Genomic DNA, 13,638 nt, shown 5'->3' with positions numbered 1-13,638 from the left:
TCCGCTAATTCGATTCCGGCTCGGTGACGAGGGCGACCTTCTTGAAGCCGCCGCCGGTCACGATCGCCATCACCTGGGCCACGCGCCCGTAATCGACGCGCTTGTCGCCGCGCACGAACACCCGCTCCTCGGTGCCGGTCTTCGAAGTCTGCATGAGCTGGGGCACGATGTCGTCGTCCTTCAGCTCGACCTCACCGAGATAGACCTCGCCCGTGCGGCGGATCGAGAGCGTGATCGGCTTGACGTCGGAGTTGAGCGGGCTCGCCTTCGATTGCGGCAGGTCGAGGGGCACGCCGACGGTCATCATCGGTGCCGCGACCATGAAGACGATCAGCAGCACCAGCACGACGTCGATGAACGGCGTCATGTTGATTTCGTTGATGGCGCCGTGTCCGCGCCGTCCGCGGCGGCGGCGCTTGCCGCCGCCCTGTGCCGCGCCGTGCGTCATGCCCATTGGATTGGCTCCCGCTGCTGTAACGGCCGGATCAGGCGGCGACCGAAAGGCGCTCGTCGATCTGCCGCGACAGGATCGCCGAGAACTCGTCGGCGAAGCCCTCCAACCGCGACTGCGACTTCGACACGGTGGCCTGAAGCTTGTTGTAGGCGAGCACCGCCGGGATCGCCGCGAACAGGCCGATGGCGGTGGCGAATAGAGCCTCGGCGATGCCGGGCGCCACGACGGCGAGCGAGGTGTTCTTCGAGGCCGCGATCGAGGTGAAGGCGGTCATGATGCCCCAGACCGTGCCGAACAGGCCGATATAGGGGCCGGCCGAGCCGATCGAGGCGAGAAACAGGAGGCGCGAATCGAGCCGCTCGACCTCGCGCTGGATCGTCACGTCGAGCACCTTGTCGATGCGCTGCGACAGCGAGTGGATCTGCCGGCCCGAGCCCTCGAAGGAGCGCTTCCACTCCCGCATGGCGGCGACGAACAGCGCGCCGAGGCCGGTGGGCTGGCGGTCGTTGAAGGAGCGGTAGAGTTCCTCCAGCGAGCGGCCGGACCAGAACGCCTCCTCGAAGGCGTCCATCTCGGCCTCGACCCGGCGGAACAGCAGGGTCTTGTCGACGATGATCGACCAGCACCAGATCGAGGCGCCGAGCAGGCCCACCATCACGAGCTTGACGACGAAGTGCGCCTGCCAGAACAAGCCGAACAGGCTCATGTCTGCGACGGGCGCGGCCTGCATGGCATCGGCTGGGGTCATCGAACGATCCTCGCGTCGTCAGGGCCGCGCCGAGGCGCACCGGACTGCCGACTGATCCTTTGAGCGATGAGGCTTGAGATCACTCGTGAATCTGTCGAAAGTAAGGGTCGCCTCCGGGCGCTTTCGTGGCGGTGAGGCTTTCCCTGCGAGGGATCGTTAAGCACCTCTCAAGGTTAAGGATCGGTTTCGTTCAGGTGTTGGGTGGGGTGAGCGCCCGGCGCAACCCGTCCGGCAGGCGGATCGCCCGGCCGTTTCTGACGCAGGCGACCACGACCTCGGCGCGCACCAGCGTTTCCCCGCCGCGGCGCACTTCCTGAGCGAGATGCATCGAGGCGCCGCGCAGCTCGCTCGACCAAGTCAGCACGTCGATCCAATCGTCCATGCGGGCGGGCTTGAGGAAGTCGAGGGTCATCTTCCGCACGACGAAGACGAAGCCTGCGCCTTCCGCGTGCATCTCGGATTGGTCGCCCGCGAGAGCGCGCAGGAGTTCGGTGCGGCCCCGCTCCATGAAGCGCAGGTAGCTCGCGTGATAGACGAAGCCCGAGAAATCGGTGTCCTCGTAATAGATCCGCACCGGGAGCCGGTGCGCATTCTCAGGTGCCGCTGTCGTCATGGAAATCCGGTTGCGAGGAAGAACCGGTGTCTAGAGGTTCAGGCCGCGCGTGGCGAGACGAGTGCGCGGCCTGTCGTCGATCGGCGTCATGAGGCGAGGGCCGCCCCCTTTCGGGAACAGCCCTGCCAGATGGGACGGGTTTGCTTGGATCAGCCGCCGATGCGGTTGGCGAGGCTCGCCGAGTGGGCGTGCTCATCGGCGATGTAGGGCAGCGCCTGGTTCGCGAAGGTGCGGCCGTCGGCGCTGTCGCCGTTGCGGGCGTAGCTGCTGTAGAGGGCCAGCGTGCGGGCATCCGAGCGAGCCTGACCCGCGACATAGGCCTGATCGAACTCGCGGGCCGAACGGGCCGAGCGCAGGCGCTCGAGGCGCTGCTGGCCGTTCGGGCCGAGGGCGACGCGACGGCCGGGCTCGCCCGGGCTGTTGTCCACGAGGCCGACGCCGCCGAGCACGCCACCGACGATGCCGGTGCCAATGTTGGCGGCCAGCGTCACCGGGGCCAGCACCACGCCAAGCGGATTATCGAGGCGGGTGGGGATACCCTGCTGGTCGGAGACGACGCGACCGCTCGCGGTCAGCGAGGTGCCCTCGGGCAGCAGCGCCCGGGTGGTCGCCTCACGCTCGACGAGGATTCGGTTGGCATAGTTGCGGACCCGCGGGTTGCGGGAACGCTCCAGGGCGATCCGGCTCGCCTCGATGCTGGTGGCATCCGAGCGCAAAGCCTCGGCGCGGAAGTCGCGGGTGTCGGTTGCGGCGCGCCCGATCGGCGCGTCGCTGCCGATGCGCAGCGGCAGGGCGTCCTGAGCCAGGGCGGGCGTGGCGAGGGTAGCGACGGACAGGCCGAGGGCGGCCAGGACGGTCGTCTTCATGGCGGAGAGTTCCTTGAAGGTCGTGCTGAAATCGTTCGTTGGGCCGGCGCTCCCGAAGAGCGGGGTCGGGCCCTCAACTTGTGCGGTGCACGCCTGTTCCGCATGCCGCCAGCGCTGCCTTCGATGACCGCAGATGCGCCGGATTGCCGCTGGAAGAACCTACAACTACAAAATAAATCGTTTTGAAACAAATGCTTGTTTCAAATTTGCATCGTGGAGATCGTGGCCGGTGCAGCCTTAAATAGTTAAAATATGCTCACTTTTTCGTCGATTATGTCGCGGTCGCTATGTGTTCGACGCATGTCTCAGTTCCCTGGACCATCGGCACCGAGTTCGACGACGACGATCTCCGGCGGTACGCCGAGACGCACCGGCGCGATGCTTGTGCCGAGCCCACCGGAAATGATGAGATCCGCCTGCTCGCGGACATGGCCGTAGGCGAAGCGGTTGCCGTAGCGAGAGGGGACGACCGGAGAGCGCCCGAACAGGCGCACCTGTCCGCCATGGGTATGGCCCGAGAGCGTGAGCGCGATCCGCGGCGGGACCTGCGGAAAGATGTCGGGCTCGTGTGCCAGCAGCATCGCGGGCGCGCTGTCGGGGACCTTCGCCAGCGTTCCGGCCAAGTCGTCGAGGCCGATGCGGGGGTGACCGTGGCGCTTCCGACCCGGCAAAAGCGCGAGCTGGTCGCCGAGCCCGGCGAGCCAGACCGTATGGCCTCTGACCGAAAGCGGCCGCGCATCGTTCTCCAGAACGGGGATACCGGCGCGCCGGAGCGCCTCGCCCGCGATCGTCGGGCTGGCACCACGGGTCTGGGCCGTCTTGTCCTCCCACCAATCGTGGTTGCGGAGGATGGCGTAAGTGCCCAACGGCGCGGCGAGTTGTCCGAGCACCGGCGCCCATTCGGCAGCGTCCACGTAGCGCGTGACGACCCGCATGCCGGAGACGTAGTCGCCGAGCAGCACGATCACGTCGCCTTGAAGGGCATTAGCCGCTGCGACGATGCCAGCGATGCGCGCAGTCGGCATCCATGGCTCGCAGGCATGGATGTCGGCCAACGCGACGATCCGCAAGGTCAGGCCCTCCGGCCAGGGGCCGATCGGCCGCAATCGGTAGCGCGTCACCGCGAGCCGCATCGGTTCGATGCCGACTGCATAGGCGCCCAACCCCGCCCCGGTCAGCGCCGTCGCGCCGAGCCCGATCAGCACCGTCCGTCGCGTAACGGAGACGGGGCTCGAACCCTCAGGCATCCGGATCGTCGCTGCCGCCGAACAGGCCGAACTGCGAGCCCGGATCGCGGCGGGGTTCGGCAAAGCCCATGTGCCGGAAGGCGTGCGGCGTCAGCACCCGCCCGCGCGGGGTGCGCTGCACGAAGCCCTTCTGGATCAGGTAAGGCTCGATGATATCCTCGATCGCGTCGCGCGGCTCGGACAGGGCCGCCGCGATCGTCTCGATCCCGACCGGGCCGCCGCCGAACGAGGCCGCGATCAGCGTGAGATACTTACGGTCCATCACGTCGAGGCCGACGGGATCGACGTCGAGCATCTGCAGCGCCCGGTCGGCGATGGCGCGGCTCACCGTCGTCGCGTCCTCGACGATGGCGAAGTCGCGCACCCGACGCAGCAGGCGCCCGGCGATGCGTGGCGTGCCGCGGGCGCGCTTGGCGATCTCGTTGGCGCCCTCCTCCGACATGCCGAGGCCGAGCACCCGCGCGCCGCGGCGGACGATGAGTTCCAACTCGTCGATCTCGTAGAATTCGAGGCGGATCGGGATGCCGAAGCGGTCGCGCAGCGGAGTGGTGAGCAGGCCCGCGCGGGTGGTGGCGCCGACGAGGGTGAATTTCGGCAACTCGATCTTCACCGAGCGGGCGGCCGGGCCTTCGCCGATGATGAGGTCGAGCTGGTAATCCTCCATCGCCGGATAGAGAATCTCCTCCACCGCCGGGTTGAGGCGGTGGATCTCGTCGATGAACAGGACGTCGCGCTCCTCCAGATTGGTCAGCTGTGCGGCGAGATCCCCGGCCTTGGCGATCACCGGGCCGGAGGTCGAGCGAAAGTTGACGCCGAGTTCGCGGGCGACGATCTGCGCCAGCGTCGTCTTGCCGAGGCCCGGCGGGCCGACGAACAGGACGTGATCGAGGGCTTGGCCGGTCTTCTTGGCCGCCTCGATGAAGATCTGCATGTTGGCGCGGGCTGCCCGCTGCCCGATGAACTCGGAGAGGTTCAGGGGGCGGATCGACTGGTCGGCGTCGTCCGGCCGGCGCTCGGGGCTCAGCAGGGTCTTGCCGGGCTTCGGTGTCTTGTCTTCGCTCACGGGGGTCTCGCGGGGCGTCGGCCGAGGACTCTCGCAAAACGTCCGCGGCGCCGTCGCCCCGAGGGGAAACGGTCGGCGACCGGGCGTCTCGTGAGGCATTCCGACCCCGCGTTTTGCACATCCTGCACGCCCGCACCACCGCGGCAGGACGGTCCGTTTCGCCGAGCCCTGCGTGCTCCGGGACACGCCGACGGCGAGGGGGTGAGCGAGTTGGTAACCAACCGCGCCGATGATCGGGCCGTGCACCCGATGAGATCCGCGATGCCGAATGTGATCCCCACCCCGCGCAGGCCCCGCCGCGCCCGGCTCATCGGCGGCACCGGAGCCGCCCTCGCCCTGCTGCTCGCCGCCCCGCTGCGGGCCGAGCCCGTCCCCGAGCCGCAGCCCGATTCCCGGATCAACCTGCGGATCGAGCCGAAGGCCGAGGCCGCCCCGGAGCCGAAGCGCGAACTGAGGGCTGATCCCAAGCCGGAGCCACGGGCGGACAAGGCGGAAGTCAAGGTCGCCCCGAAAGCCGATCCGAAGCCCGACGTGAAGACCGCGCCGAAACTGGAGCGTCCGACCGCCGACACGGTGGCCGTTCCGGCCGAGACGTCTCCGGCCAAGAAGGCTTCGCGGGAATTGCTGCCGGTCGTCTATGCCCGCGTGTCCGAGGATCCGCTGCCGAGCTACACCGCGCAGACCTTCGTCGATACGATGCGCGCTGCCGAGCGCTATCAGGTCTACGCCGAGGCCGGCGGCTGGAAGACGCTGCCCGCCGACTTCGCGCCTAAGCCCGGCGACAGCCACGCCGCGATCCCCTCGCTCCGCCATCACCTGACCCTGACCGGCGACCTTCCCGCCGACGCGCCGCCCTCCGATCGGTTCGATCCGCCGCTGGTCGCGGCGGTGAAGTCGTTCCAGGCCCGCCACGGCCTGCCGGATGCCGGCATCTTCGGCCGTCTGACGCTGAACGCCCTCAATGTGCCGGCCGACGTGCGGCAGCGGCAATTGCGCGCCTCGGCCCAGCGTCTGCTGGGGTCGGGCTTCGGCTTCGGCGAGCGCTACGTGACCGTGAACATCCCCTCCGCCACGGTGGAGGCGGTGGAGAACGGTGTGGTGACGCGCCGCTACGTCGCCGTGGTCGGCTCGCCCGACAAGCAGACGCCCGCGGTCGAGACCCGCATCACCGACGTGAACCTCAACCCGACCTGGACCGTGCCCGTCTCGGTGATCAAGAACGAGATCATCCCGACCATGCGCAAGAATCCCGGCTATCTCGCCAAGAACCGTATCCGCATTCTCGGCCCCGGCGGCGTCGAAGTCGATCCGACCGCGATCGACTGGAACACGCAGAAGGCGACCAACTACACGCTGCGCCAGGATTCCGGCCTCGACAACTCGCTGGGCCAAGTGCGCATCGATATGCCGAACCGCCACGCGATCTACATGCACGACACGCCCTCGAAATCGCTGTTCGCCGGCTCGGTGCGCTTCCATTCGCATGGCTGCGTGCGCGTCGGCCAAGTCAAGGAGTTCGCCGCGTGGCTGCTTCAGGGCACCGAGGGACCGAACGGGCCGAGCTCCGCCTGGGGGCCGATCGAGATCGAGACCGCCATCGCCGTCGGCGAGCGGCGTGACGTAAAGCTCGTGAAGCCGACCCCGGTCGCCTTCGTCTACATGACCGGCTACGCGACCTCGGACGGCCGGGTGCATTTCCGCGACGACATCTACGGCCTCGACACGCCCCCGGCGCCGGCCGCCGCGACATCGCCCGTCCCCGACGTGACCACCACCGGCGCCATCACGCCCCGCGCGGCGCCGACACCCCGGCCGGCCGCAGCAGGCGCCGCGCCGCGCCCCTTGCCCACCGCGCAGGCTGCACCCAGCAAACCCGCATCGGCCAAGCCTGCACCGGTCGGGTCACCCTCCAGTCCGGCACCCGCGACCGCCCTGCCCGCTTCGCCGAAGCCGCAGGCCCGGAAAACCGTGCCGCCCGCCCGTGGGCCCGAGAGCGAGCCGGTCCCGATGCCACCCGGCCTCGTCGGCGGGCGGGGCTGAGGCGCCCGCGCGGCGCCGCGTCCCATCCACAGCAGCGCTGCCATGCGGAGCGGAACAAAGGTTCCCGCTTTCTCATTCTGCCGATCGAGTGCCGGCGTTCTTGTCGCCGGTCAAAATTCGATTGCAGAGTGTCAAGGATATCACCCCATGGCCAAGGCTAAGCTGCGCGTCCCCAGCGACCGGCTCAATACCCCGACCGATCTCGACCCGAACGACGTCAAGAAGATCTCCGAGGGTCTGACCGTTCTCCTGTCGGATCTCTTCGCGCTTTACATCAAGACCAAGAATTTCCACTGGCATGTCAGCGGGCCGAATTTCCGCGACTACCACCTGCTGCTCGACGAGCAGTCCGAGCAGATCTTCGCGATCATCGACGCCGTCGGCGAGCGCGCCCGCAAGATCGGCGGTACGACCCTTCGCTCCCTCGGGCAGGCCGATGGGCTCAAGCGCGTCCCCGACAACAATGCGGACTACGTCAGCCCGCTGGAGATGCTGAAGGAGCTGCGCGACGACAACAAGGCGCTCACCGCCAACATGCGCGAGCTGCACAGCGTCACCGACGAAGCCAACGACGTCTCGACCACGAGCCTCATCGAAGAGTGGATCGATCAGTCCGAGGAGCGCACGTGGTTCCTCTACGAGTCGACCCGCGAGGCCACCGATAGCGGCCACTGAGCTCTTCCTCGATGCCGAGAGGCCGCCGATCGGAAAGGGTCAGCGGTCTTTTTCATTTCTGCGGAGCCACCCGCGATCGCCGGAGCATCGTCTTTTTCCGAAAGCCGGTGGCCACCTTTCGGGACGATGCTCTACGCCCCGACGGTCAGCGTTGCCTTCACGAGGCTCGGGTCGTCCGGAACCGACTTCTCGACGAACCCGAGGTGGCGGCAAACCGCCCGCATCGGCCGGTTCTCGGCGAGTACGCTGCCCTCGACCACAGCGATGCCCTCGGCCCGCGCCCAATCGATCATCATCCGCATGAGGGCGACGCCGAGGCCCGTCCCCTTGATGTCGGAGCGCACGAGGATCGCGAACTCGCCCGTGTCGTGGTTGGCGTTGGCGTGCAGGCGGACGGCGCCCAGCATGCGCCGGTCCTCCTCCGCCGTTTCGTCGAGGGCGACAAAGGCGATGGCACGGGAATAGTCGAGCTGTGTCAGCCGGGCGAGGAAGGCGTGGCTGAAGTCCCGCACCGGTGCGAAGAAGCGCAGGCGCACATCCTCGGGGTCCACCTGCGCAAAGAAGGCGCGGAACATGCCCTCGTCGTCGGGCCGGACCGGCCGGACCTGGATGCACCGCTCTCCGAGATCGAGCCGCCGTTCCCAATCGGACGGATAGGGCCGGATTGCGAAGCGCGGGTGCCAGTTGCCGCGGCGGCGCTCCGGTCGGCTCGGCTCCGGCGCGATGCGTACGCGCGCGTCGAGGGCGACCACGCCGTCGGCGTCGGCGATCAGGGGATTGATGTCGAGTTCGCGCACCGCCGGCAGGTCGGCTGCGAGTTGGGCCAGCTTCACCAGCAGCAGCGCGATGGCCGGCAGGTCCGCCGCCGGCACGTCGCGATAGGCTTCGAGACGGCGGGCGACGCGGGTGCGGCCGATCAACTCGCTCGCCAAGGCCAGATCGAGCGGCGGCAGCGCCAGGGCCCGGTCGTCGATCACCTCGACTGCCGTGCCGCCGCGCCCGAACACGACCACGGGGCCGAAGACTGGATCTTCGGCCAGCCCCGCGATCAGCTCCCGCCCCTGTGGCCGGCGCAGCATCGGCTGCACGGCAAAGCCCGCCACCCGCGCGTCGGGGCGCAGTTCCCGGACGCGCGCGATCATGGCATGGGCCGCCTCGCGCACGTCGGCCTCCGAGGTGAGGCCGAGGCGTACGCCGCCCACCTCCGATTTGTGCACCACGTCCGGTGAGACGAGCTTGAGCACTACCGTGCCGCCGCCCGCGATCAGCGGCCAGGCCGCCGCCGCGGCCCCGTCGGGATCGGGCGCCAGCGTGACGGGTAGCGAGACGATCCGGTAGGCGGTCAGCAACTCGGTCACCGCGTAGGGGTCCAGCCAGGTGCGGCCTTCCGCCAGCGCCTCCCCGACGATGCGGCGCGCGGCGGCGACGTCCGGCGTGAACGCACGCGGCAGGGCGTCGGGCGTGCGCATCAGGTCGTTCTGGGCCTCGCGGTAGCGCACGAGGTGCAGGAAGCCCTCGACCGCGTCGGCATCGGTCGCGAAAAGCGGGATCTTGGCCTCGGCGTAGATCGCGCGGATCGCCTCGTCCTCGCCGATCGAGACCGCGAAGACCGGCTTGCGGCGCCCCGCCGACCGCGCCTTGGCGACGGCACCGGCCACGGTCTCGGCGACCTCTCGGCTGCCCGCCCGCGCGGTGGGGACGTGGATCGCGACGATCGCGTCGCTGTCGCGCCCGGCGAGCAGCGGTTCCAGTGCGCCGACGTAATCGCTCGGCACGGCGTCGATGCCGAGATCGAGCGGGTTGGCGCCCCGGCCGTGCCGCACCGGGGCCAGGCAGTCCTGCGTTGCCGGTGCGGGCTCCGCCAGCGTGCCGCCGAGATCGGCCAAGTGATCGGCGGCAAGCGCGCCGATGCCGCGCCCGTTGGAGACGATCATCAGCCGGTTGCCGGGGAAGGGGCGCTGGCGCCCCAGTGTCTCGACGGCGGCGAACATGGCATCGAGCCCGTCCACCGCCAGCAGGCCCGCCCGGCGGAAGGCGGCCTCGTAGACGGCGCCGGGCCGGGCGAGCGCGCCCGTATGCGTTTCCGGCCGGTGGCCGGGTGCATCGTGGCGCCCGGTGCGCAGCACCACGACCGGCTTGGCACGGGCCGCCGCCCGGGCCGCCGTGAGGAATTTCCGCGCATCGGCCACGTGGTGCAGCGAGAGGATGATCGCGCGGGTGTGGAAATCCTCGGCGAAGTGGTCGAGGCAGTCGGCGATGTCGATATCGGCGGAGCGGCCCAGCGTCATCACTGCGGAGAAGCCGGCCCCGTGCCGCCACCCCCATTCGGCGATGGCCGAGGCGACGGTGCCCGATTGCGAGATGAGGGCGAGATCCCCCGGCTTCGGCGGGCGAGCGAGCAGGCTCGCATTGAGGCCGCGCGCCGGCACGCTCAAGCCGATGCTGTCGGGCCCGATCAGCCGCAAGCCGTGCCGCCGTGCCGCCGCCTGGGCGGCACCGGCCGGGGCCGCCTCGCCGACGCCGAGATGGGCGGACAGGATCACCGCCGCAGCGGCGCCGATCTGCCCCGCCTCCTCGACGATGCCCGGCACTGCCGCCGGGGGCGTGGCGATCATGACGAGGTCGGGAGCCTGCGGGATGTCGGCGAGGCGCGGGCTGCAGGCCAATCCATCGACGCTGGTCTCGCGCGGATGGACCGGGACGATATCGCCGGTGAATCCGCCCGCGCGCAGGCCGTCGATGATCGCCCGGCCGACGGAGCCGGGTCGATCGCCCGCTCCGACCACGGCGATGCGGCGCGGGGCGAGCAGAGCCTCGAATCGATAGGTGCTCATGGGCCGGCTATATCATCTCAGGGCCCGAGGCCGAGCGTCAAACCGCCGTCCGACGGAACAGATCGACCGCAATCAGCGCGACGGGGCCGCACCTGAAGCTCGTGCGGCGCGTATGCCCCTCCCCCATACACGTGTTCGGCGAGCGTGCCTGCCGTATCAGGCGCAAGCGTCGCGGCCCGGCAATCCCTATCCGGCTCGACCTTCCCCTGTTTCACCCGGCCGCTGCTGCCGGTAGTGTCTCGAATCGGTCTCGATGGTTGCTGGAGCAATCGTGCCCGACAAAGCCCGTTCCGTGCGCGCTCCGCATCGCATGATCGATCCGCCGTCAGAGGAGTTGTCCGTGCCGACTTTCGCGATCCGTCAAGCGATGGTCGAGGCGATGCGCCGGATGCTCGATCTTGGTCTCAGCCAGGGAACCTCGGGCAACCTTTCCGTTCGAACCGGAAGCGGCTTCCTCGTGACGCCCTCCGGGATTCCAGCCGAGCAGCTCAGCCCCGATGACCTTGTCCCCATGGATTTCGACGGGCGCTGGGAGCATCCGCTGGCCCCCTCCTCCGAGTGGCGCTTCCATCGGGACATTCTGGCGGCGCGGCCCGAGATCGGTGCCGTCGTCCACGCCCACCCGCCCTACGCGACCGGCTTTGCGATCTGCGGCCGGGAGATTCCGGCGGTGCATTACATGATCGCGATGGCCGGCGGTCCGACCATCCGTTGCGCCCCCTACGCTCCCTATGGCACGCAGGGACTCTCGAATTTCGCCCTCGATGCCCTCGAAGGCCGCAGCGCCTGCCTGCTCGCCAACCACGGCATGATCGCCACCGGGCCGAATCTCTCGAAGGCTATGTGGCTCGCCGTCGAAGTCGAAGCTCTATGCCGCCAATATGCGATCGCCTTGCAGGTCGGCGCACCGGTGGTGTTGTCCGATGCCGAGGTCGCCGAGACGGTGGAGCGATTCAAATCCTACGGTCCCCGGGAGAAATCCGGGCATTGAATCCAAGTATCGAGCAATTTCAATTTTTTCTGTTTTCGAAGATACTGATCGATCATACCAAAACACATATCGAATATATCCACAGCAATACTAACTATTTCAGCGGTATTTTATAAATATACTGGGAGTGGTATTCTTCGAATTTCTAGAATAATTTTTTCTACATATAATTGGTCTCGGAGTTCAGCAAATTCTTTGCTGCATCGCTGTTGCAGCAGGTCTAGCAAGATATGTTTTGATCGTTTTTTGATCTTGTTTCCTGGGGCTTGCGAATGGGTTTGAAGCTGCGCTTTTGGGCAGCTTTGCCCGAGCAATCTACGTAATCGTCCCACCTTCCGTTTCGCAATTGTACCGGATATCGGGGCAGATTTGTGGAGTCTTCAATGCGACTTTTGTCGCAATAGCCCTGGCAAACAGACCAAAGTCCAATTGTTTTTTGGACGACGCTAAAAACCATCTTGCAGCCGTTTCCATCAAAGGTTAAGTCCTGCGTCATTCCGCGCAGTCGCACCGTGTCCGGCAATGATGGCGTCCTGATTGCGGCGCATATTGCAGTTCGTCGTTTGCAGATACCAGAAGGGATATTGAGAATGTCGCTTGAGGATGCCTCCGCTGGCGATCACGTGGCGTTGGTTGTCGATATCGTGTCGGCCTATGTCGGGAACAACTCCCTGGCGGTCGGAGAATTGCCCGGCTTGATCACGTCGGTTCACGGTGCGCTGGCGCAATTGTCGAATAAGCCGAGCGAGCCGGAAGAGCCGGCCCTGACTCCGGCTGTGTCGATCCGCCGGTCGATCCAGCAGGATTTCCTCGTTTGCCTCGAAGACGGCAAGAAGTTCAAATCGCTCAAGCGGCATCTGCGGACGCGCTACAACCTTTCGCCCGACGAGTACCGCGCGCGCTGGAACCTGCCTGACGACTATCCGATGGTCGCGCCGAGCTACGCCGCGACCCGGTCGGAATTGGCCCGGACCATGGGCCTCGGCCAGCAGCGCCGGAAGTGGCCCTCCAAGACGGCGACGGAGTCAGCCGCCGAACCGACCCCCGACGCCGCTGCCTCAACGCCGCGTCGCCGTGGCCGGGCCCGTTCCGCGGACGCGGTCTGAGCGCATCGCGCCGGCCGTCATCGTAGAAGGTCCGGCGGCCATCGATCGCTGGGCCGCCTGGCGACAGGTTTGCGGCGGAGCCGCTTATCCACACGCGATGTGGCGCCGCCCCTCGCCGGGGGCGGGATGCGAACCCGGCGTTAGAAGTCGGGCAACCGCTCGGCGGGAACAGTTCCTGTGAGGTCCGGGCATCGTCCCGGTCTCTTGCGGGAGACATGATGTCCGGCCGGTCGACCATCGCCACGCGCCTGTTCTGGAGCGTCGTCCTCGGGGGCGCCGCCGCCATCCGCTATGGAGCGCCCGCTCTCGCCGCCACGGGTGCGGTCTGCCTCGCGATCCTCCTCCATCGCCTCGACCGGCCGCGCCGCTTCCGCTCGCTCGTGCGCCGCATCGCCCGCCGCCACGCCGCGACGCTCGCCCTGCGGCGGCGGCAGGAGCGCTTCCTCGACGCCTACGGCAACACGATCGAGGATGGCTGGCAGCGCGAGCGCGAGTATTTCGTCGAGCGCACCGTCCTGCCGCTCGTCGAGGAGCGCGGCTTCTCCGATGACGCCGAGCCGCGATTCGATGAGATGGTGGAGATCGTCGAGCGGGTGGCCTGCGCGCACGAACTGCCCGACGAAATGGAGACGCCGGAGGACGGGATCGCCTACGAGCGATACTGCGCCGAACTTTTGGGCGAGGCGGGCTGGGATGCCCGGCCCACGGGGGCGAGCGGCGACCAGGGCTGCGACGTCGTCGCCGAGAAGGCGGGCCTGCGCCTGATTGTCCAGTGCAAGCGCTACAATCGCCCGGTCGGCAACGCTGCGGTGCAAGAGGTAGCCGCTGCGGCCCTGCACTGGTCCGGCGATATGGCCGCCGTGGTCTCGAATGCCGGCTTCACGCCCGCCGCCCGCAAGCTCGCCGGCACCACCGGCGTCCTGCTCCTTCACCACGACGACCTCGCGACACTGGCGCCGACCCGCCGGGCCGGCCGCCGTGTGCGGGCGGCCGGGCGCTGA

12 protein-coding genes are annotated in these 13,638 nt (G+C 68.0%); 5 read left to right on the top strand and 7 right to left on the bottom strand.

Going from position 1 to position 13,638, the window contains the following annotated elements; translation table 11 throughout:
* Window positions 1-4: 4 nt before the first annotated feature.
* The 6 genes from MKK50_RS16785 to ruvB form a co-directional block, all read right to left on the bottom strand.
* A complete protein-coding gene (locus tag MKK50_RS16785) occupies window positions 5-454 on the bottom strand; it encodes an ExbD/TolR family protein (protein ID WP_253368350.1) in 450 nt (149 codons plus the stop codon).
* Between the two features lie 31 nt (window positions 455-485).
* Window positions 486-1,202 (bottom strand): protein TolQ, encoded by a 717-nt coding sequence (gene tolQ / locus MKK50_RS16780; protein WP_253368348.1) that lies wholly within the window; start codon window positions 1,200-1,202, stop codon window positions 486-488.
* Window positions 1,203-1,392: 190 nt separating this feature from the next.
* Window positions 1,393-1,815: a tol-pal system-associated acyl-CoA thioesterase gene (gene ybgC, locus MKK50_RS16775; RefSeq protein WP_499023930.1), complete on the bottom strand. Its 423-nt coding sequence runs from the start codon at window positions 1,813-1,815 to the stop codon at window positions 1,393-1,395.
* A gap of 149 nt (window positions 1,816-1,964) precedes the next feature.
* Window positions 1,965-2,681, bottom strand: a complete 717-nt coding sequence (locus tag MKK50_RS16770) for a DUF4142 domain-containing protein (RefSeq protein ID WP_253368344.1) — start codon at window positions 2,679-2,681, stop codon at window positions 1,965-1,967.
* 305 nt (window positions 2,682-2,986) lie between these two features.
* Window positions 2,987-3,928, bottom strand: coding sequence for a metallophosphoesterase (locus tag MKK50_RS16765; RefSeq protein ID WP_499023928.1), 942 nt, complete (start codon window positions 3,926-3,928; stop codon window positions 2,987-2,989).
* Complete coding sequence (ruvB, locus tag MKK50_RS16760; protein ID WP_253368343.1) at window positions 3,921-4,991, bottom strand: Holliday junction branch migration DNA helicase RuvB; 1,071 nt, start codon at window positions 4,989-4,991, stop codon at window positions 3,921-3,923. The genes MKK50_RS16765 and ruvB overlap by 8 nt, the downstream gene beginning before the upstream one ends.
* Before the next feature lie 261 nt (window positions 4,992-5,252).
* On the opposite strand from ruvB, the gene MKK50_RS16755 reads away from it, so the two are divergent.
* Window positions 5,253-7,031 (top strand): L,D-transpeptidase family protein, encoded by a 1,779-nt coding sequence (locus tag MKK50_RS16755; protein ID WP_499023926.1) that lies wholly within the window; start codon window positions 5,253-5,255, stop codon window positions 7,029-7,031.
* Between the two features lie 147 nt (window positions 7,032-7,178).
* The gene (locus MKK50_RS16750) at window positions 7,179-7,706 is read left to right on the top strand and encodes a Dps family protein (RefSeq protein WP_253368339.1); all 528 of its coding nucleotides are present in this window, start codon (window positions 7,179-7,181) and stop codon (window positions 7,704-7,706) included.
* 131 nt (window positions 7,707-7,837) lie between these two features.
* Here the strand turns inward: MKK50_RS16750 and MKK50_RS16745 are convergent, their stop codons facing one another.
* On the bottom strand, window positions 7,838-10,540 hold the full coding sequence (locus MKK50_RS16745) for a bifunctional acetate--CoA ligase family protein/GNAT family N-acetyltransferase (protein WP_499023923.1): 2,703 nt from the start codon (window positions 10,538-10,540) through the stop codon (window positions 7,838-7,840).
* A gap of 340 nt (window positions 10,541-10,880) precedes the next feature.
* Between MKK50_RS16745 and MKK50_RS16740 the strand changes: the two genes are divergently transcribed.
* From MKK50_RS16740 to MKK50_RS16730, 3 genes are all read left to right on the top strand, one after another.
* Window positions 10,881-11,531, top strand: a complete 651-nt coding sequence (locus tag MKK50_RS16740; protein ID WP_253368336.1) for a class II aldolase/adducin family protein — start codon at window positions 10,881-10,883, stop codon at window positions 11,529-11,531.
* 590 nt (window positions 11,532-12,121) lie between these two features.
* Entirely contained in the window at window positions 12,122-12,637 is a 516-nt protein-coding gene (locus tag MKK50_RS16735) for a Ros/MucR family transcriptional regulator (RefSeq protein WP_499023922.1), read from the top strand.
* Window positions 12,638-12,855: 218 nt separating this feature from the next.
* On the top strand, window positions 12,856-13,638 hold the full coding sequence (locus MKK50_RS16730) for a restriction endonuclease (RefSeq protein WP_499023920.1): 783 nt from the start codon (window positions 12,856-12,858) through the stop codon (window positions 13,636-13,638).

The sequence above is a fragment of the Methylobacterium sp. J-043 genome (assembly GCF_022829505.1).
Lineage (GTDB): Bacteria > Pseudomonadota > Alphaproteobacteria > Rhizobiales > Beijerinckiaceae > Methylobacterium > Methylobacterium extorquens_A.
The sequence above is the reverse complement of the archived record's forward strand: the minus strand, read 5'-3'. Positions and strand labels throughout refer to the sequence as shown.

Coding starts and splice junctions, on each gene's coding strand:
- MKK50_RS16785 (WP_253368350.1), bottom strand. CDS start 454: ATGGGCATGACGCACGGCGCGGCACAGGGCGGCGGCAAGCGCCGCCGC.
- tolQ (WP_253368348.1), bottom strand. CDS start 1,202: ATGACCCCAGCCGATGCCATGCAGGCCGCGCCCGTCGCAGACATGAGC.
- ybgC (WP_499023930.1), bottom strand. CDS start 1,815: ATGACGACAGCGGCACCTGAGAATGCGCACCGGCTCCCGGTGCGGATC.
- MKK50_RS16770 (WP_253368344.1), bottom strand. CDS start 2,681: ATGAAGACGACCGTCCTGGCCGCCCTCGGCCTGTCCGTCGCTACCCTC.
- MKK50_RS16765 (WP_499023928.1), bottom strand. CDS start 3,928: ATGCCTGAGGGTTCGAGCCCCGTCTCCGTTACGCGACGGACGGTGCTG.
- MKK50_RS16755 (WP_499023926.1), top strand. CDS start 5,253: ATGCCGAATGTGATCCCCACCCCGCGCAGGCCCCGCCGCGCCCGGCTC.
- MKK50_RS16750 (WP_253368339.1), top strand. CDS start 7,179: ATGGCCAAGGCTAAGCTGCGCGTCCCCAGCGACCGGCTCAATACCCCG.
- MKK50_RS16745 (WP_499023923.1), bottom strand. CDS start 10,540: ATGAGCACCTATCGATTCGAGGCTCTGCTCGCCCCGCGCCGCATCGCC.
- MKK50_RS16735 (WP_499023922.1), top strand. CDS start 12,122: ATGTCGCTTGAGGATGCCTCCGCTGGCGATCACGTGGCGTTGGTTGTC.
- MKK50_RS16730 (WP_499023920.1), top strand. CDS start 12,856: ATGTCCGGCCGGTCGACCATCGCCACGCGCCTGTTCTGGAGCGTCGTC.